We start from the raw sequence: 20720 nt of genomic DNA on the forward strand, positions 1-20720 counted from the left end.
TACATAGAGAATAATGAAATAAAGAATATGGTGAAGTGGGGTTGAAAATTGGAAAAAGTTCTTGAAAAATTAAAGGAAATAGAGTCTGGCGAAGTTGGAATTATTATTTTTTCTCAAGTAAAACAAGAAATAGTTTTATCATTAAATACAGGTTTATTAGTACCTCTTGCTTCTGCAGCAAAAGTTGCAATTGCCTTTTGTGTCGCAAAATTGATCGATGAAAGACACTATAAATGGACTGACATTGTTGAAGATATAACTTTAAATCCAAAAGAGGATAGTAAAGTAATTTATCCTCAATTTCAAAATAGAGAAAACTTGGAACTTCGAGATGCAGTGGAAGTAATGGTAGCCTGTCACGATAGCTTTGTAGCGGACAGGATTGTTCAATTTTGTGGAGGATGGGATTTGTTTAACCAAAAATTAAAATCCTATTTTACAAACATAAATATTACTCAGAACCCCAGAGATTTAGATAATAAGGGTGAATTGAATGAGCTGTTAGAACTTTTACAATTAATCTATCAAGGGTACAAAATTAATCCTGAACTATGGATCTCAGTTATAAATGGTTTAGTTAGGCAACGAAGTGATATAGATGGCATACCGAGCCATTTTTTAAATCATATGACTGGTGGATTAGATAATGTTGTAGTCGATATTGGGATGCTCGGTGAGTTCTCCAAAAATCCATTATTATTTGTTTTGGGGGCAAAGGAATTACCAAGTCGATTTAAAGAGAAATTAGCAGATGAAATACTTATTGATGCCATGAAACTAATTTATGATGAATATTGTAATCAAGAAGAGGATCAGGAAAATAAAAGTATATCTATTTCAATGTTATAATGTACAACTAATACTTTAAAAAATAACTTTATACAGGTCTAAACAAAATAACAATCCCAAATGCCAGTTTGGAAAGAAACTGAAATCCAAGAAATGCTGTTAAACCAACGTTTCTTGGATTTTCCTTTAAATATTAATTCATAAAGCTTTTTATCGTTCCTATACTTCAATTACAATGGTTTTAGCTGAAAAATTTTAAATATAATTGGGTGCTATTGTTGTAAATTTTTATTTATGAAAGGTTACCAACCATATGTTTGAGAATATAAAAAAGTGAAAGCCAGGGGGTTTTTCCTTGACTTTATCTATTGTCAATTATATAGATTAATTAGCAGTATTCTAAAAAAATTGGATTAACTTTGCGGAAAAAATAAATTCTTCTATTAATTGGTAATATTGAAGTTTTTTTTGGACAAAAGGATTTAGAACATTTATACTGATTTTTGTTCCTTAAAGATCGAATTAATATTAATAAATATAGAGTTTATAACAGATTACTAATTTAAAGGTAAGGACTTAATAGTATTAAAGTGTTTTTAATTGGTACAAAGAATAAAGAAATTAAATGAAATAGCCCTTATTTCATCAGTCGGTGGGATGGGCTATTTCATTTTTGGGGAAATAATTTAGCAAAATATGTATTTAATAGTAAGGAAGTATTGTTTTGATATGAAACGTTTTAAATTAAAACTAATAATAGTGTTATCTATAGTATTAGTCATATTCTTTATTGGAATAAGTATGTATACTTCCTATATAAAGATTGAAGATACAGTGGAAGAGGCGATTGCTAACCAAAATCTTGAAGCTGCCAAATCCATTGCAAAGGCAATTGATCTGGAAACGTATGAGCGATTTTTAAAAAAACAAAATCGTGATGAAGATTATTGGACAATACGACATTATTTGAATGATGCCCGTGAAAAACTAGGTGTATTATACGTCTATACTTTGGAAATAGACAATCCTACTACATCGGAAGTTTTAATTGTAGGTTATCCTGAAAACAAGGATAATCCAAATGATTTTCTAATAGGTGAAGCTTGTACTGTACCCAAAGCCCAAGTGAAATTAGCGTATGAGGAAGGAAAGCAATTTGTAACAGAGATACTAGAAGATACGAAATATGGTCATCATTATATAACTGTTGGGACGCCTATTATGAATGGAAAAGGGGAAATCATTAGCTACCTTAGCATTGATATTAGTACGGATACACTTGACGGGATTAAAGAAACAGTTATTAATAGTAATATTGTTTTATTAGTACTCAGTGGACTTTTTGTTATTATTGTTATTATTTCTTTCTTCCTTTTACAAAAGTGGTATCAAAAAGAAGTTGGAACTACTGAGTATACTTATCAAAAGGAAATTAAAACGTTAATGGCTTCTGTCTCATCATTAAGGCACGATTATATTAATCATATCCAAGTTTTACATGGATTTCTGCATATAGGTGAGGTAGATCAAGCGACAAAGTATGTCGATTCTTTGTCTAAAGACATACAGGCAATTGAAACCATTAAATTAAATTTTGATCACCCGGGATTAGCGATATTATTGCAAACAAAAAAATTAACATGTCAAAATCAACAAATTGATATACAGATAACCGTTGATGATAATCCATTTGATAACATAAAAACGATTGATTTAATCAATATATTATCTAACATTATTGATAATGCGATAGAAGCGACAATGGAGTTGCCAGAGGAGCAACGTAAAATTACAGTTAGCTGTAAAGCAGACGAGTTATATTATACGTTCTCGATTACGAACGCTGGGCGAAAGCTACCTGACAAAAATCAAATTTTTAAACAAGGCTACTCAACGAAAAAAGTAGAGAAAGGAAGAGTTAGAGGACAAGGTTTGTTTATTGTTAAAGAAACAATTAATAAATACAATGGAACGATTACACTTGATACAATAAACGAAAAAGAGACAATAGTGATTGTGAAAATCCCTACTAAGTAAATAGTAAAAGGTTATGGTACAAATTCAAATGACGTGCCATAACCTTTTTTAGTGGAAAGAAAGTTTTTATTTGAGAAAGTTATTTGATTTTGTTTTGTATGTTTTATTAATCCTTGTAACACTAACCATCTAACTTATCGGCTCTGAAAAATGCGGTTATTTAACAATACCGATACTATCAAGTGGATAAAATCTAATAGAGGTTTTTCCAAATACCTTTTCCATTGGTACTAATCCCACACTAGAATATCTACTATCAATACTATTTCTCCTGTTATCACCTAATACAAATAAGTAGCCTTATGGTATCGTTGAATTATCTGTTAAAGACTGTAAAGTGAAATCTTGTGTTAGTGTACCAGTTTCTAGTAGCTGTTTTTTATGCAAATCTAAATATGGTTCTTCCAAGGCTTCATCGTTTATATAAAGGGTGTCATTTTTATAAGCAATATTGTCTCCTGGTAATCCTATGACACGTTTAATATAAAGCTCATCATTAGGGGTTTTGAATACGATAACATCAAATCTTTCAATACCAGAAATTTTCTTACCAATTTTATTTACTAAAACGAAGTCTCCATCTTCATATGTTGGCATCATTGAAGCACCACCTACTCTAGTTGGGGAAACAATAAATGTCATCGTAGCGATAACAAAAACACAAGTTATCACTGTAGACTTAACCCAGTCTAATAATTCCTTTATCGTTGATTTATGCAAAATAAACCACTCCTCGAATTAACATTAATTCAATTATAAACCATTCTTTCTGCTTGTACTATTCTACTCGGAGTAAAAATATAAAACCTTCCCAAAGCGATGTTCATTGTGCCAAGGATGGTGGAGGCAGACACGATGATGGTCACGAAAGCGTTGTCACAGGATGTTAAGTTTTTAGCATTCGTTCCTATACTCCTACTACCATGACAAACGCAGTTAATTAAAAACTTGATGTGGGGTTGTGTGAAAAGTACTTACTTTTCACACAACCCCTTCGCTTTACGGAGATTTTTTAAATTAACTACTTTAGATTACTTCATCTGTTAGCTAAGTGGAATCTTTCTCCACCCATAAAACTGCATAACGTCTTTTAATCATATAAATCATTTCAATTCCCACCTTTCATATTTTTGAATTAACAAAATTAATATTGACGAAGACGAACAAAATTTTCTACTTTTCTTTGGTTCTCTTCAAAGATTTTTTTCGCATTTTCATCATGAGGTGCTTTCTCAATAGAGATCTCACGCTCACGTTTTGTAATAGCTATCGTAAGAGAAAAAATATTTAATATCATGGATTATCACCTCCTTAAATTCCCCTGAAAAATGAAAAAAACCGTAGAGAGACTCTCCCTACGGTAAAAAAAGACACAAAAATACCGTAGGGCACACTTCTCCCTGCGGTATGGGTATACTTAATTATAAAAAAAGTTAAGCGATCCATTCCAATTTGGTCGAATGTGTGACTGTTGAAGTTGTAACTACAAGTGACATTAATTTATTGATTACGATCATTTTATTCGACCTCCTTAAGAATTTTTTGATTACTGTGTAAGTATACCTGACTTGTTATTATTTGTAAATGTTTTTTGTGAGTTTTTTTAAAATATGAATAGTTAGAAGAACGCTTTGTTACTTTCCCATGTGAGTAATTAACGCAGCAGCTTAGTTCTAAAAGGAGGAATTTGGGTTCTTAAAAGAATTTTTGAGAAGCTATCGTGATGATATTTTTTTCGAACAAATTCCTTTATTGTACAAGGGAATGGTGATGAAGAAAGAGAAGTATACTTTAATACTCGCTGCTCCATCTCTATTTGGATAAAAAGATATTTAGATACTTGGGAGAATGAAGATTCTTGTTTGTTTATAACGAAACGAGAAATAATAGTTAAAGTTTTGTTAAATGAGGGGAGAGAGATTATGAAATTAGATGGGTCTATAGCAATAGTGACTGGTGCAAGCCATAATCAAGGAATTGGAACAGCTATTTGTCGTAACTTAGCAAAAGAAGGAGCAGATATATTTTTTACACATTGGGGTTCAAATGATGATTGGGCAGTAAATTTCCAAGATGAAATTATACGAGAAAACGGAGTCAGATGTGGGAACTTACAAATAGACTTGTCCGAACCAAACTCCCCATTTAAACTACTTGATACGGTTACTAACCAATTGGGCTTACCAACAATATTAGTTAATAATGCAGCACACTCCACCAGAGATGGATATTTGAAGTTAGATTCAAAAACACTTGATGATCATTATGCAGTAAATATGAGAGCAACTTTTCTTCTGAGTGTTGAATTTGCTCGTCGCTTAAAGCTACAAAATAAATTGATGGGCAGAATTATCAATATGACATCAGGACAAGCACTTGGACCGATGACGGGTGAATTAGCTTATGTCGCAACAAAGGGAGCTATATCAGCTTTCACACTTTCTTTATCGGCAGAATTGGCACCATTAGGTATTACTGTAAACGCAATAAATCCAGGTCCTACTGATACAGGCTGGATGACAGATGAGATAAAAACTCATTTAACAAGTAAGTTCTTGTCAGGGAGAGTTGGATTACCTGAAGATGCAGCAAGGTTAGTATCGTTCCTTGCCAGTAAAGAGGCACAATGGATTACTGGACAAATAATTAACTCAGAAGGAGGTTTTTTAAGAGCTTAGGTTGTTAAACTAACGGAGGCTCTAGTAGATATCTGAATTATAATTATTCTTCTATTTGTATGGTTATTTGCACTTATTGAGACAATGGAAAAAAAGATACATGCATGCTTAAAACTAATAATTTTTAACATAATAAAAGTAATGATAAAAGTTAAAGGTGTGATTGGCTTGAGAAGGGCAGTTTTTTTAGATCGAGATGGAGTAATAAATGAAGTGCTAACTGATCGAGTGAAATTTGTAAATAAACCGAATCAATTTTATTTTTTACCTGGGGTAGAAGAAGCAATTAAAAGATTAAATGAGTATATTGATTATGTGTTTGTCGTAACGAATCAAGGTGGAATTGGGTTAGGTTATATGAAGGAAAAGCAATTACATAAAGTTCATGACTATATGGTGGCTGAACTGGAGAAAAAAGGAGCAACGATTCATGAGGTTGCCTATTGTCCGCATAAACCAAAGGCTGGATGTAAATGTAGAAAACCAAATAGCAAAATGATCATAGATTTAGGAGAAAAATACAAAATTGATCTTGAAAAATCATATATGGTTGGAGATACTGATACGGATATTCAGGCAGGTAAAAAAGCAGGTACAAAAACAGTTTTTATTGGTGAGAGTGACCCAATAGCAGATGCAGTGTGTCCAAATTTAAAAGAGGCAGCACAATGGATTATTCGTGATATTAAAAATAATAAGAAATAACCCCCGAAGGATTATTATCTATTGTGGATTTTAGTAGTTGCAACACTCAACAATCGGGGAGCTACCTTTTTGAATAACGAAAGTCTCTTTTTTTGCGTTATAGGGTAAGATTGTGGAGTAAATGAAGTTTTGGTAGCTTTTAAAATTAGATATAATATCATTTTATATAAGTTATATCATTTATTTTAAAAGTAATTATTTTAAATGAAACGTAACTTAATGGAAGAAGGAGCTTTATGAATATCACCACAGTGAAAGGAGAAGTTTTATTACCAGAAATATTTATAGAAGACATAAGAAATCAGTTAAATGCTATCGGTATATTAACTGTCGGAAATTATGATCATGTTATTTCTTATACAGAAACAAAAGGGTATTGGAGACCTTTAGAAGAAGCAATTTATTATCCCACTAAGCAACTAAGTAGTAGCTGCTAGTTCGAATATTCCCTAAGTTTCATTAGGGAACATTATTTAATTATGAGGTGTATAAGCTATTATCCCAAATTCAAACTACAATTTTGTGAACTTCGCCTGTAAAAAACATCATTAATCTCATCAATGAAATTAAGATACCAATATAAAAGGGCCAAGGGTTATCTTCTTTTTCCTTATCAAATGTAAAGTAGGTTAGTATACAAAAAATCAGAGTAATTATGGATAGACCGTATTGCGGGAAAAGGAATGCCAATATACTAAGTACAACCGCTATCATACCATACGGATTTTGAATTCGAATATGCTTCATTTGTTCCTCAGTTAATTCCACATCTTTGTCTCCCCAAATATCAAATTTTTTCATTTTGTTAAGTAACTCAATTATTTTTTTAAAGATATCCATAATTCTCCTTTAAAATTTATAATATTCTTTAAATATAGTACGAAATAACAAATATAATAGTTTCAAAATTTTGGGATTTTTATTTTAAATAAAAGCGTCCAATCCCGCTTTGGGAAGGTTAATTTTTAGCATTTTAATACGTATTGATTATTATTTTCACAGGGTATTTTATATACTAAAACGAATCTGAATTAACACAAGGGTTGTTTTTATCTTTGTCGAATATAATTATTATAATAAATTGCTGCAAAATTCAATTATATAAAAGGGGAGTAAAAGTGGATCTATTACTTTGGATAACTATCGGTTTCATAATAATCGGATTTGTTGTTCTCGCTTCTATGAAAAAAAGTATGGAAAGTAAGGTCGCTTTTATAAAAGCAAATCCGGAAGACGAGGGAAATTCATCAAAAGCTAAAGCTGTAATTTGGTGGATATGTGGCGTCACTATTTGGGGGATAGGGAGTATGTATTTTTTTGTTAGGTGTTTTGATAATTACTTTGGATAACTGATTACAAATTCAATAAACGTTCCCAAATCGAAGTTGAAGTGACCCCTAAAAGTTAGACACGGTAATTTCAGGCAACCATTTGGGCATGAGTTCGATATTGTACCGGGCTCATACCTTTTAATTTTGGCTTAATCCGTTTTTTATTGTAGTAGTTGATATATTTTTCTAGTTCTCTTTTGAATTGCTCGATATTTTCAAATTCCTTTAAATAGAGGAATTCAGATTTCATGATGCCAAAGAAATTCTCCATCACGGAGTTATCGTAACAGTTACCTTTACGGGACATACTTTGCACAATGCCTCTTGTTTCAAGACTGTGGCGATATTGTTTCATTTGATAATGCCAGCCTTGATCCGAATGTATTAATAGCTGGTGGTCTTCTGGTAAGCATTCTAACGCCTTTTCTAACATGTCTGAAACTAGGGAAAAGGTTGGCCTTGATCCAATTTTATACGTAATAATTTCACCATTAAATAAATCTAAAACAGGCGATAAATAAAGCTTTTCTCCAAATAATTTAAATTCAGTAATATCAGTTACCCATTTCTGATTTGGTGCTTCTGCTAGAAAGTTACGATCTAAAATATTTGGCGCAATTTTACCGACTTTACCTTTATATGATTTATATTTTTTCATACGTACTAAGCACTTTAAGCCTAGCTCTTTCATGATGCGTTGAACCTTCTTATGATTCACTTTTCGCCCACGATTCGCTAACTCGTCACGAATACGACGATAACCATAACGACCTTCATGTTCATCGTAAATCGCTTGGATTTCGACCTTTAAATCAGCGTTTGGATCTAGTCGATTCATCTTCTTCACTATATCGTAATACGTACTGCGTTTAATTTCTGCGAATGCCACAAGTGCTTTCACCGAATATTTATGCCTTAATTCACAAATAACTTTTACTTTGTCTTTCGTGGTGATTTTTCTTTGGCTTGAACTAAGGCATTCAACTTTTTTAGATATTCGTTTTCCATTTCAAGCTGTTTAATACGAGCTTGGAGTGCTTGAGTAGAGCCTTCTACTGCTATTTTCTTAGATTGTTTAGCCGTTTCTTTTTTCATGAATAGACGCCCCTTTTTCTTTGGCTGAAGGGCATCCTTTCCTTGTACTTCGAATTGTTTTTTCCAATTTCGTATCGTAGAAGCAGCCGCTATTTTAAAAATGGCAGCGGTTTCGTATAAGGACGTACCGTGTTCAGTCATGTAGTTAAGTACGTCTAGTTTAAACTGCTTCGTATAATTTGTATATCGTTTTACAAAGGCCTCTACACCGTTATGTTCATATTGTTTCACCCAAGTTAATAGGTAACGATGGGATACCCCTATATCTGCCGCTACTTTCCTTGAACTTTCTTTTCCATTTATATATCTTTGAACCGCTGCTAATTTATCTTCTGGACTCATTTTAGCCATAGAAAAAACGCACCTCCTTGTTAGATGTGTCTAACAAATGGGGTGCAGTTCAAGTTTGGTTACACTGTGAAAAGGGACAAATGTTATTAAATGATATGCTCCCCATTAGGTAGACAGATTAAAAAATAAAATCTGTTTATCGAATGGAGGGCATTTTTTTGTCTAATAAAACATTTTCATTAGAGACGAAGATTTCAGCTCTTAAATACCTAGAGGAAGGTCGTTATTCTGCAAGAGAAATTTGCAAGATGTTTAATTTGAATCCAAATCGCTTATATGAATGGCGCGCTAAATATCAATTCGGGGGCACAGATGCATTACTTCGTCCCGTTAAAAATAAAAGATACCCTAAAGAATTGAAAAAAAACGCCGTTGAAGATTACCTAACAGGCAATTATTCAAAGTATGAGATCATGATTAAATATGGAATCAGTGGTCGAAAAGTATTCAATAGCTGGTTAAAAAAATATAATAGTCATAGTGAATTAAAAGACTCGAATCAAAGGATGAGCCAAACTATGACTAAAGGAAGAAAAACTACTTTTGAAGAACGAATTGAAATCGTGAAAGCTTGCTTAACAAATGAAAAGGATTATAAAACAACAGCGGTTCAATATGATGTGACTTATCAACAAGTATATCAGTGGGTGCGTAAGTTTGAAGATGGTGGCGAAGCATCTCTTGAAGATCGCCGTGGGCGAATGAAATCAGCAGATGAACGTACACCAGAAGAAAAATTACGTATAAAAATCAAAAAAATAGAACGTGAAAATGAAAGATTACGTGCTGAAAATTTACTTTTAAAAAAGTTAGAGGAAATCGAAAGGAGGCTTCGTTAAGTAAACTTCGTACGCAAAGTCATTATCTAGCTATTAAAGAACTGGCAGAAAAAGAAAAATTTCCGATTCTATTACTTTGTAAATTAGTGAATGTTTCACGAGCAGCTTATTATAAATGGTTAAACCGCCAACCGACATCACATGAACTAGAAAACAAGCAGTTAATCGAATCGATTGAACATTTATATAAGCAAGTAAATGGTATTTACGGTTATCGTAGAATCACGATGACAATCAATCGCCAACGAAAAAAGAATGGCTTAAATAAAGTAAATAAAAAACGTATTTATCGTCTTATGCAGATTTCCGAATTGCAGGCAGTTATTCGACGTCGTCCCAAAAAGTACCGTAAGGTAACACCAGATTACACAGCTGAGAACGTATTAGCACGTGAATTCACGGCCGAAAAGCCAAATCAAAAATGGTGTACAGACGTAACTGAATTCCAGTATGGAAACGGTAAAAAGGCTTATTTAAGTGCGATTATTGATCTTTATGACAAATCTATTGTGAGTTACAAATTTGGACAATTAAATAACAATGATTTAGTTTTCAAGACGCTTAAACCAGCTATACGCCAATTAAATAAACAGGAATTTCCTATCCTACATAGTGATCGAGGATATCAATATACATCAAAAGAATTTAAACGAATCATGGAGAAAGCCAATCTGACACATAGTATGTCGAGAGTCGGCCGCTGTATTGATAATGGACCGATAGAAGCGTTTTGGGGAACTCTAAAAGTAGAGAAGTATTATTTACATAAATTTGAGACGTATGAAGAGTTAAAAAATGCGATTGATACGTACATAAAATTCTATAACAACGAACGATATCAAGAAACATTAAACGGCTTAAGTCCTAAGGAATTCAGGTCTCAAGCCGCTTGATGAATTTTTATTATTTCGACTGTCTACTTGACGGGGTGCAGTTCATAAATCAACGTTTGTCTCTTTTTGCGAGGAATATTGGTTATACAGCCTTTTATACAAATGGTGCAACAAATTGATACAGCAGCATTTATACTTGCTGGGGTTGTTCTTTAATTTGCATAAAAACTTGTATAGCAAATCGCATAACTTTATAAATCTGCACCCGTTCTAACAATCCCCCAGAAAAATGTTATAATAGTGATAGGTAAGCCTTTGACGTTATCTCCAGCTTTTCCCCCACTTCACACCGTACGTGCGAGTTTCCCAGCATACGGCGTTCCAATTAATTCAATTCATTCGATTTTTATGTAAGGACAAGATGTAATGTGGAATTAGATTGCTTCGTTCAGACATTGCTCACGCAATTCATTTACTTTCATTAGTTGCTTTTTATCTAGTTGAAGTACTTTCATGAGTACTTGAATTTTCTCGAGGTCTTTAAGGTGAATTAGTCTATGAACTGATTCATGTACAATGGTTAAGTTACCATAGGAATCATCCTGCGATAAATAATATGGTGTTTTGTGATGGCAGTGCCAGTCATTAAAGCTAAGTACAGTACCAGTTACTGCACACTTTCCATATTGCGCAATAAATCGACTGATACGATTATCATTATATTCAATGGAGCGTTGAGGAATAAATTGTTTCATCACGGCAGTAAGAGTGTGTTTATTAATAGCTCTTAAATCATGATGAATCTTATTTCTACCTTCGGTAGTATAGTTACAGATGGTTTGTGAGAAGTTTAGGTTTATTCGGCAACGTTGGGCATGAATTGGAGCGAGTGCCATTTCTTTAATTTTGTAAAACTTGCATTCATATCCGTTATACCTTTTTCGTAAAGATTTCGTGAGGTCTTGAGACGTCGCTTCTTTTCTAATGCCTTTTAAACGATTGTGTAGCGTTCTATGGATACGGTAGTTCAGCTCAGTTAGATCATCTGTTATGTGTGACGCTGCGGCGTAATAGTTTTGAATACCCATGACAACTGTATTAAATCGCCAAACATTTTCAATACATTGATGTTTTTGTATTGTCTTTGCGGCTTTTTTCAATTTTATTTGTGCATTGTTTAGAGCCTTCTTGGTCATATGTGAATGCGCAACATATAGGTTACGCTTCGTTGTTTTCTTAGGATGAGCTTTTATACGAAAGCCTAGAAATTCGGAAGAATTTTTCTTCAGATTCACAACTTTCGATTTCTCTTCGCTAATTTCTAAATGCAAACGTGTAGAGAGAAAATCTTTAACTGCATAAAACATTCGTATTGCTTGTGAACGTGTACGACAGATGATTTTAAAATCATCAGCATACCTCACAATATAGCAATGTTTTAAGTTCGATTTCTTTAATGCCTGATTCATATTCGCCTTGTTTTTATAAGCCTTCTTTGTTTCAAAGTTTTCCCATTGATTACTAACCCACCAATCAAGTTCATTTAGTACAATGTTCGATAGGAGTGGTGATAGTATTCCGCCTTGAGGCGTTCCTTTTGTTGGAAAACCTTCAGCTAAGATTTCTGCTTTTAAAAGGCGAGAAATAATGGAAAGAAGAGCTTTATCCCGAATACCCATTGTCCACAATTGTTTAAGCAGTTTTGAATGATTAACATTGTCAAAAAATCCTTTAATATCAACGTCTACACAATGATATAGACACGCTCGATTTATCAATGTTTCGAAACGTGCCTTAGCATGATGTGTACTGCGATTTGGTCTGAAACCATAGCTATGTTTATAGAATCTTGCCTCACAAATTGGCTCTAATACTTGTAAAATACACTGTTGAAATAACCTATCCCAGATTGTCGGGATACCTAGTGGACGTGTTTTCCCATTTGCCTTCGGAATAAATACACGTCGTACTGCTTGGGGGCGATAGAGTGCAAACATCTTCTGTATCGTTGATACAACTTCACATATTTGTAATTGCTTAATATCTTCAATTGTTTGGCCATCAAACCCAGCCGTTTTACTACCCGTATTTTTCTTGATATTACGGTACGCTAATTGAATGTTTTCACGTGATTGTATTATATCTAATAAATCATAAAAATTTTGACCATCAACACTGCGAGCATATAACATATCAAATTGTTTTTGCATGTCATAGTACTCGTTATGTCTCAGTTTCTTTCGTTTTAACAAGTCGGTGGCTCCTTTTGGAGCTGAACCTCTATTAGTCTCACAAGAACCTTATTAATCGTTGAAGAACTGCCTTTCATGGTGAATAAATCTTGTATTAATCTAGTGGCGATCCCTCCACGTTCATTACACGCTTCAACGGTACTGTGCCACCACTTTCACTGATATAAAGGAAAGTTATATATTCGCTAATCTCACGATTATTTTCCTTTCCAACGTTTCATCGAGAGTAAGCTCTCCACGTTATCAGCTTACCACGTTGAATATTAACTATTATGGAACAAGCTTAGGTGCCTCCTATGAGCCTGTTAGCATTGCATGTGCCTGTAACACAAGATGGACTTTTATATTGTTGATTCTTACTCATCCATAGCTAACCTCACATTTAGTGATATACACATTTCTATGTATTGCCATTCTAGACCCGTACATTCAGAGGTTCGTCAGCAAAGTAGTTTATTATCCTATTATGTTGCATTCTCACCTTATTCGTTCAACCCAAGCACTATGATTTACACCACCCCATCGGGTAGGATTTCGTCAGCCAAACTGTTACGGTAAATTCTTGCGCCTATTAGCCGAGCTTATAACACACTTTTCCTTACTAAACAGCGTGCTATTCGACGCAAGGGGAGCCTTTCAGAGCGTTACCTCATCATTCGACTCCTTGATAATATCCTTCAATTTAATATAAATTGCCTAGCCTTTACCGAGATTGTGTTAACCACATCTCATTTAAGCTAAGAACGTGTCGCACCAACAATATGGCCCGATTGTTGTATAAAGTTTTATAACAGTCCACAACTAATCATTTTATTATATTGGTTTTGCTCTAAGTTCTCCAAAATACTAAATAATAATTATTTTTTATACACTTTCGCGTAAAGTATGTAGTGTTTTATTATTAACTAATTTATTAATAAAACACTACGGAAATAAGAAAAGTGCTTTATTCAATTATAGAGCCAGATTTTGGAGCAAACATTTATGTTATATGCTAATATATTTTAAGAAATGTACAAGTAACGGATAGCTTAACAGCCAAAATAAGCAGAATTTGAACTAAGAAAATTTCACTTTTTTTTGCCCCTTAACGGATAACCCCCTAACACTCGATCCTTATGAGACCGAGTTAGTTATTGGCAAAATTGCAATTTTACAGGTGGGCTTTAGTTTAATATTAGACTAGTGGTTGTTTAATTTATTTAAGAATAGGAATCAGATTCTAAATCTTTGGAGGTTAGGCCCTTGAAACAAACCATTTATTTACTTAGACATGGAGAAACCGAATTAAATGTAAAAGGGTGTTATCAGGGAGAACTTGATTCAACACTAACTTCCAACGGCATTGAACAAGTAGAAAATAATGCTAAAATCCTAAAAATGCTTATAGACAACCCTAGGGAGTGGGAGTTTATTTCCAGTCCATTAGGAAGAGCACAACAAAGTACAGATATAATATGTGGAATTTTAGGTTTCGATAAAAGTAAAGTAATTACGGACAACAGATTAAAAGAAGTCTCTGTGGGTAAATGGGCTGGTTTAACCATAAAAGAAATTGAAAAGTATTGGCCAGAACTCATGAAAAACACTAATAATTACAACTGGTATTTTAATTCTCCTAATGGAGAAAGTTATGATGCAGTTATAGAGAGAGTATCAGGATGGCTACATTCTATACGAAATAAAGAAAAAGTAATAGTGATGTCACATGGACTTACTGGAAGAATAATAAGAGGTTTATATCTAGGTTTAACAAAAGAACAATCATTAGTTTTAGAGGTATCTCAGAATACATTCTTTAAGCTATCGGATAAGCAGATAGAAAGATTCTGTTCAAAGTATGATGATCTTTATTAATGAAATTCTGTTTAATATCAGTAAAAAAACTTTATATTTTGAGATCGAATATTCCTTTCTATGAAAGATCGTGAACGAGAAAACTAATGATATTTGATTTTCAACAATCGGGCGCAATTCTTGTACAAGGAATTGTGTCTTCGTCAGTTATCATCTTCAAGTGGTAATGTTTACTTACTTCATGCAAATTGAGCAGTAAATCAAAATTACAGCTTTTTAAAACTAGTGCATTCGCTATGATTTATTCGTTAGCATTACTATGTTTAATGCTCTATGAAATGCTACGCTATATGGACCGATTAATTGGTTTATTAAAAAATGTGGGTACTTACTCAATGACCGACCCGCTAACGAAACTCTTTAACAAAGGCTACTTATTGAAAAAATCCGCTCAACTTGTAGAAAAGCAACCAGTCTCTGTTATCTTTGGTGACATTGATAACTTCAAAAATTTAAATGATACAAAAGGCCATGAGTATGGTGACGAAGTGTTAATCAAAGTGGCATCCGTTTTCAAAAACGTATTAAAGAAAAAACAAGGTACAGCATTCCGATATGGTGGAGAAGAAGTTGTGGGTGTCGTTATGGCGAATTTAGAAGATACAGCAAAATTAACTGAACAATTCCGAGCAGCCGTAGAAAAAGAAGTGGGAGTCACAATGAGTTTAGGTGTTGCCAATTCGGAGGAAATTTCGAAGGTGTATCGTCCAAGATTAGAGCTAGATACTATTAAATTGGCGGATGAACGTATGTATATCTCTAAAAGAACAGGTAAAAATAAAGTGACTATTCGTGAAGAAGATAGTTAAACTACGAATATCCCTAACCACCTTATAAAAGTTGTCTAAATCTGCTGCCATTCCAATTTGAAGATCATTGAGTTGCATATGCAACCCAATGATCTTATTGAACTTTTAACGGAGCAGTTTAATTGAACAATGGACACCTAAATCGCTTGAGAGCAAGTCCCACGGGGGGTTCCTTTAGGGGCACATATGAGTCTTTTGGTATATTTATTTCCTAAATGTGTTATTTATTATAAACAGTTCGGCATTTTTACTTTTAAGTAATAAAATGTAGAATTGAAAAGGTTTTAAAGTCAATAAATTATAGGAGGAAATAAATTTGCTTAAGAAAATAGTAGCTCAAATGATCGTTTTGACAATGTTCATTGGGTTTATTCCTTTTGGGAATTTTGCAAGTGCAAGTGGTAATAAACAACCATCCACAAAAAATGTACTAGAAAAAATAGAAGTGTTAGAGGCACGTACAGAAACCTCAAAAACGTATAACAATCATGACGGTACCTTTTCAACAGAAATCTATGAGGCACCGATTCATTTTAAAGGGAATAATGGCAGCTGGAAGGAAATTGATAATGAACTTCAAAAGCAAAAGGTCAATGGGAAAGGCCAGTTCAAAAATAAGGACAATAACTTTGTTGTCACGTTTGATGAAAAATTAGAAGATGACACGAATCATGTACAAGTGACAGAGAACCAATATACCCTCGATATGGGCTTAAAGGAAATTGAACAAAATGGTGAAGTAATACTTGCCAATGAGGTTATAGGGGTTGCTACAGAGAATCAAATTCAGTACACGGATGTTTTTGAAAATATTTCGACTACATACTCAGTTGGAGAAAACTTTGTAAAAGAAGATATTATTATTGATAAAAAGCCTGAGAATGGTTTGCCACAAAGCTTTTCGTATCAATTATCACTGGAAAATATGAGCTATGAACAAATCAACAATCAAATCTATTTGAAGGATGCAGCAACTGGTGAAATGATTTATGTCATAGAGGCACCGTTTATGTATGATGCATTTAAACCTTCAGGATTCCAATCGATTGATGGGATAGAAGCAATCCCAGAAGAAGCAAAATCCTATGATATTACGCTTCAAACACGTAAAGAAAACAATTCCTTATGGATCGATTTAATCCCGGATTCAGCTTGGCTACAGGGGGAAGAACGTCAATTTCCAATTGTCATTGATCCAACGATTATACGTATCCAAGGAAACTCAAAAATGGTTGATACAACGATTCGTAAAAATTTCCCAACGCAAACAGGCGGAAATGATACAGAATTGGGGACTGGCACGGCAACTGATGGTAATATTGTGCGCAGCTTAATGAAATTTGATGTTTCACCAATTCCAAAATATAGTGTGATTTTATCTGCTGATTTAAATTTGTATTTATCTTCTAGCAATTCACCAAATCCGATTGATTTAAGCTTGCATTCAATGAAGCGTTCATGGGATGAAAATACAGCAACATGGAATAACTATGCGACAGCTGGTAAATGGACAGCTGTAGGTGGGGATTACAATACAGCAGCACTTTCAACAGTTAATGGTATTTCTTCCGTTCCGAGTAAGGTAGAAGACGGGTTAAAAAGATGGGCACTTCCTACAGATTTAGTAAGAGATTGGGTTGTCAATTCAAATACGAATTTAGGTGTACTACTAAAGAGTACAACAGAAGGTACGTTGATTTATAAAAAATTCATTAGTAGTGAAAGCACAACAAATCCCCTTGCTTATAAACCGAAGCTCGTGGTCACATTTAAAACACCGAACCGACTAGGCTTAGAAGGCTATTGGGATTATGCGTCACATAATCTTTCAAATGGATCCAATTACGTCAATTTAGGCACAAATAATAATATCATCCAATATACCGATTTCAGTTTATTCAACTATGCAGATTTCGGATTAGATTTTACAAGAACGTATAATAGTAAAGATTTTGAAAAATCAGATTTCGGTTATGGGTGGAGCTTTACAGGTTCTCAAAAGCTTTATCTCGGGACAAATGGTAGCGATATTGATTATAAGGATGCAGATGGGACGGTCCATGTGTTTAAATGGGACGGAAACAACTATGTTGCCCCAGCTGGCAATTATGATCGTTTAGAAAAAGTGGATGCGACCAGTTATAAGTTAACAACGCAAACGGGTTATACATCTACATTTACAGTAAGAGAAAATTCAACGGATACAGATGTAAAAGTAGCGTATATAACGACACAATCAGATCGAAACAGCAATACCATTACGTATTCATACAATACGGTGAATCAGCTTACTTTCATTACAACGAATTTAGGGACTCAACTGACATTTGATTATGATGCAGACGGGCTTATTTCAAAAATTAACTTAAATAATCAAGAGATTACCTACGCCTATACAGATGGGAATTTAATAAGAGTAGTTGTGAAAAAAGATGCAACTACGACAACAGCTACCTCATTCTATTATACGATGAATGGACAATTAACAAAAATCATCGATAGTAATCAAAAAACGATGCTTTACGAATATAATAATGAGTGGGATCTAATTTCTGTAACAGAACCATCTTTGGAAGGACAAGTAACTTCCATTACCAATTATGCATTAAATCGAACAACCATTCCTCAAGTGATGACGGTTACAAGCCCGGAAGGTTCCATTACACAATATGAATTGAATGATAACTACGTTGCGGAAAAAATAATCGATGCATCAGGTGAAACAACAACTTATAAGTTAGATAAGAATACTTATAATGTGTTAACTGAAACGGTAGGTTATGCAGATGGCTCTTCATACAAGAAAGATTATAATTATGATTCAAAAGAGAATGTGTTAAGCACAACAGACTCAAAAGGTGTAAGTGAGTCATTTATGTATGATCAATTTAGTAATGTTTTAAAGCATACGGATGCTAAAAATCAAATAACGACCAATACGTATGAAAATGGCAATTTAAAAACAACGACGTCACCAAAGGGGGAAAAAACTTCCTTTGCATATGATACACGGGGCGATTTAAAGTCCATTACGTACCCTTCAGGGAAAATAAATTCATTTGACAATGATTATTCAAAGGATCAAAAACGGACTGTGCATACAGACGTTGAATTAGGTATTACGACGGAAACGATTACTGATTTTAATGGCAATATGACATCTTATAAAGATGGAAAAAATCAACTAACGACGTATGATTACAATTTAAAAAATGAATTAATCAAAGTAACAGACGCTAATGGGATAACAAACTACAAATATGATGGGAACGGGAATTTAGTAACAGTTACAAATGCTGCTGGCAAACAAATAAACTTAGGTTATAATGAACAAAATGCAGTGAAAGAAGAGAAAAATGCAGAAGGAAAGATAACAAAATATCACTATAATGCTGATGGTGAATTAACCGAGGTAGTCAAGGCGGATAGAGCTGTCATTGGATATACGAATGATGAAGAAACACAAACGTCAGTTGTGAAAATTAACAATGTCAATCAATTCACAACTAAAAAAGATAGTTTAATCACAACGGTGACGAACCATACGTTAAATAATCAAATGGTCACATACACGGAATCAGAAAACGGCTTGTTACAGCGTATTGACTTTAGCGCGCCTAAAAACAATGCTATTACGTACGGTTATAAAAATGAAGAATCATTAGAAACGATTCAGTTTGGTACAAATACAATCAACTATACACCAGATGAAAATGGACAAACAAAGAGCCTATCTTTAAACGAAAAAACAATTGCCAACTTTACACTGAATGCCAATGGTTTACCAAAAACGACTACACTCGATAACGGGGCGTCGGTTACCAATGACTATATTGGAAATGAGACATTACTAAAATCACAAACATTTAAAACAACGAATAAAAGCGATACACATACGTATGACTATGATGCGAATAAGCAAATCACACAGGTCACAAGCAATGCAGGGACAGTTACGTATTCCTATGATGCATTAAATCAATTAAAGCAAGAGCACTTGAGCAATGGCGTAACGATCGATTACACTTACGATAATGTAGGAAATCGTTTGTCGAAGTCAATCACGCAAAATGGTGTTACTACAAAAACGGAATATAAGTATAACGATGCCAACCAAATGACAACAGCCGGTGCAAGTAGCAATTCAGTCTATGTCAACGGCAATGTGACAAATGACGGGCGTTATGAATACGTGTGGAATGCATTTGATCAATTAACACAAGTGAAAACATTAGCTGGCGCAATGGTAGCAACATATAAATACGATGAAAACGGTCGCCGTATATATAGTAACGTTGATAGTAAAGAAACGTTCTATCGTTATGACGGGACAAGTAATCACGTAATATTCGAGGAAGATGCAAGCGGCAAGATAACAAAATCCTACACATATGACGATAACGGGCATCCTCTAACAATGACGTACGATAGTGTAACTTACTACTATCTAACAAACTACCGAGGGGACGTGCTCGCCTTAACAGATGAAAGCGGGACAATCGTCGCTGAGTACACATATGATGCATTGGGCAATATTTTAACGCAAGAAGATTTAGATGAGAAAGCTAAAGTAAATCTAGCAGAGGAAAATCCCTACCGCTACGCTGGCTATCGATATGACGAGGAAACGAAGCTTTATTATTTAATGGCGCGATATTACAACCCGGATACAGGGGTGTTTCTATCACTAGATCCTGTACGTGGCGATACCCTGACCCCGATTACAATGAATGGTTATAATTATGCGAATAATAATCCGGTGATGAATGTGGATCCGGATGGTGAGTTTGCACAATTAATTCCTGTAGGCATAGGGGTTTATAAAGCAATTAAAGTTTCATATGATTTATATAAACATTTGAAAAACATGAGATATTTAACTAAATATGTGAATGTAACCAAAAGTGGTAGTAGAATGGTAAATATAACCACTAATTTAACGAGGAAACAATTTGAAAGGAATTTAGTAAAAGATGGTTGGTCTAAATCTGTTTCAAAAGATGGAAAAACAAGTATATTCACAAAAGCTGGGAATAAGTACGTTGTAAGAGATAATGCAAAAAGTACAGGCGGTCCATCGGTTGATTTCACACCAAAAGGTGAAAAAATAACCCTAAAAATAAGATTAAAAAAGTAGGTTAAAA

14 protein-coding genes and 1 pseudogene are annotated in these 20720 nt (G+C 33.9%); 10 read left to right on the forward strand and 5 right to left on the reverse strand.

What is annotated here, in order from left to right:
* The first annotated feature begins 48 nt into the window (after window positions 1-48).
* Window positions 49-849: a serine hydrolase gene (locus MKZ17_RS07305; RefSeq protein ID WP_340723092.1), complete on the forward strand. Its 801-nt coding sequence runs from the start codon at window positions 49-51 to the stop codon at window positions 847-849.
* Window positions 850-1518: 669 nt separating this feature from the next.
* Entirely contained in the window at window positions 1519-2826 is a 1308-nt protein-coding gene (locus MKZ17_RS07310) for a sensor histidine kinase (RefSeq protein WP_340723093.1), read from the forward strand.
* A 156-nt stretch (window positions 2827-2982) separates the two neighbouring features.
* On the opposite strand, the pseudogene lepB reads toward MKZ17_RS07310, so the two are convergent.
* A pseudogene (gene lepB, locus MKZ17_RS07315) lies at window positions 2983-3546 on the reverse strand (signal peptidase I).
* 424 nt (window positions 3547-3970) lie between these two features.
* A complete protein-coding gene (locus tag MKZ17_RS07320; RefSeq protein ID WP_340723094.1) occupies window positions 3971-4123 on the reverse strand; it encodes a YrzI family small protein in 153 nt (50 codons plus the stop codon).
* Window positions 4124-4748: 625 nt separating this feature from the next.
* Here MKZ17_RS07320 and MKZ17_RS07325 point away from each other — a divergent pair.
* The 3 genes from MKZ17_RS07325 (at window position 4749) to MKZ17_RS07335 (ending at window position 6646) form a co-directional block, all read left to right on the forward strand.
* Window positions 4749-5504 (forward strand): SDR family oxidoreductase, encoded by a 756-nt coding sequence (locus MKZ17_RS07325; protein ID WP_340723095.1) that lies wholly within the window; start codon window positions 4749-4751, stop codon window positions 5502-5504.
* Window positions 5505-5672: 168 nt separating this feature from the next.
* Window positions 5673-6209, forward strand: coding sequence for a D-glycero-alpha-D-manno-heptose-1,7-bisphosphate 7-phosphatase (locus MKZ17_RS07330; RefSeq protein WP_340723096.1), 537 nt, complete (start codon window positions 5673-5675; stop codon window positions 6207-6209).
* Between the two features lie 236 nt (window positions 6210-6445).
* Entirely contained in the window at window positions 6446-6646 is a 201-nt protein-coding gene (locus MKZ17_RS07335; protein ID WP_340723097.1) for a hypothetical protein, read from the forward strand.
* A gap of 70 nt (window positions 6647-6716) precedes the next feature.
* Here the strand turns inward: MKZ17_RS07335 and MKZ17_RS07340 are convergent, their stop codons facing one another.
* Entirely contained in the window at window positions 6717-7049 is a 333-nt protein-coding gene (locus MKZ17_RS07340) for a cell division protein FtsK (protein WP_340723098.1), read from the reverse strand.
* Between the two features lie 278 nt (window positions 7050-7327).
* Here MKZ17_RS07340 and MKZ17_RS07345 point away from each other — a divergent pair, with 278 nt between their 5' ends.
* On the forward strand, window positions 7328-7558 hold the full coding sequence (locus tag MKZ17_RS07345) for a hypothetical protein (protein WP_340723099.1): 231 nt from the start codon (window positions 7328-7330) through the stop codon (window positions 7556-7558).
* A 70-nt stretch (window positions 7559-7628) separates the two neighbouring features.
* Here the strand turns inward: MKZ17_RS07345 and MKZ17_RS07350 are convergent.
* Window positions 7629-8986 (reverse strand): IS3 family transposase gene (locus tag MKZ17_RS07350; RefSeq protein ID WP_340723100.1). Its coding sequence is split into 2 segments (ribosomal slippage): window positions 7629-8533 and window positions 8533-8986, totalling 1359 coding nucleotides; the frame shifts between segments, so codons are not numbered across the junction.
* Window positions 8987-9144: 158 nt separating this feature from the next.
* Between MKZ17_RS07350 and MKZ17_RS07355 the strand changes: the two genes are divergently transcribed.
* Window positions 9145-10718 (forward strand): IS3 family transposase gene (locus MKZ17_RS07355; protein ID WP_340723839.1). Its coding sequence is split into 2 segments (ribosomal slippage): window positions 9145-9784 and window positions 9784-10718, totalling 1575 coding nucleotides; the frame shifts between segments, so codons are not numbered across the junction.
* 374 nt (window positions 10719-11092) lie between these two features.
* On the opposite strand, the gene ltrA is transcribed toward MKZ17_RS07355, so the two are convergent.
* A complete protein-coding gene (ltrA, locus tag MKZ17_RS07360; RefSeq protein ID WP_340723101.1) occupies window positions 11093-12868 on the reverse strand; it encodes a group II intron reverse transcriptase/maturase in 1776 nt (591 codons plus the stop codon).
* A gap of 1287 nt (window positions 12869-14155) precedes the next feature.
* On the opposite strand from ltrA, the gene MKZ17_RS07365 reads away from it, so the two are divergent.
* From MKZ17_RS07365 to MKZ17_RS07375, 3 genes are all read left to right on the forward strand, one after another.
* Window positions 14156-14767: a histidine phosphatase family protein gene (locus MKZ17_RS07365; protein ID WP_340723102.1), complete on the forward strand. Its 612-nt coding sequence runs from the start codon at window positions 14156-14158 to the stop codon at window positions 14765-14767.
* A 236-nt stretch (window positions 14768-15003) separates the two neighbouring features.
* Complete coding sequence (locus tag MKZ17_RS07370) at window positions 15004-15576, forward strand: GGDEF domain-containing protein (protein WP_340723103.1); 573 nt, start codon at window positions 15004-15006, stop codon at window positions 15574-15576.
* A gap of 316 nt (window positions 15577-15892) precedes the next feature.
* Window positions 15893-20713: a DNRLRE domain-containing protein gene (locus MKZ17_RS07375; RefSeq protein WP_340723104.1), complete on the forward strand. Its 4821-nt coding sequence runs from the start codon at window positions 15893-15895 to the stop codon at window positions 20711-20713.
* The last annotated feature ends 7 nt before the right edge of the window (window positions 20714-20720 follow it).

It is taken from the genome of Solibacillus sp. FSL R7-0682 (genome assembly GCF_038005985.1).
Classification (GTDB): Bacteria; Bacillota; Bacilli; order Bacillales_A; family Planococcaceae; genus Solibacillus.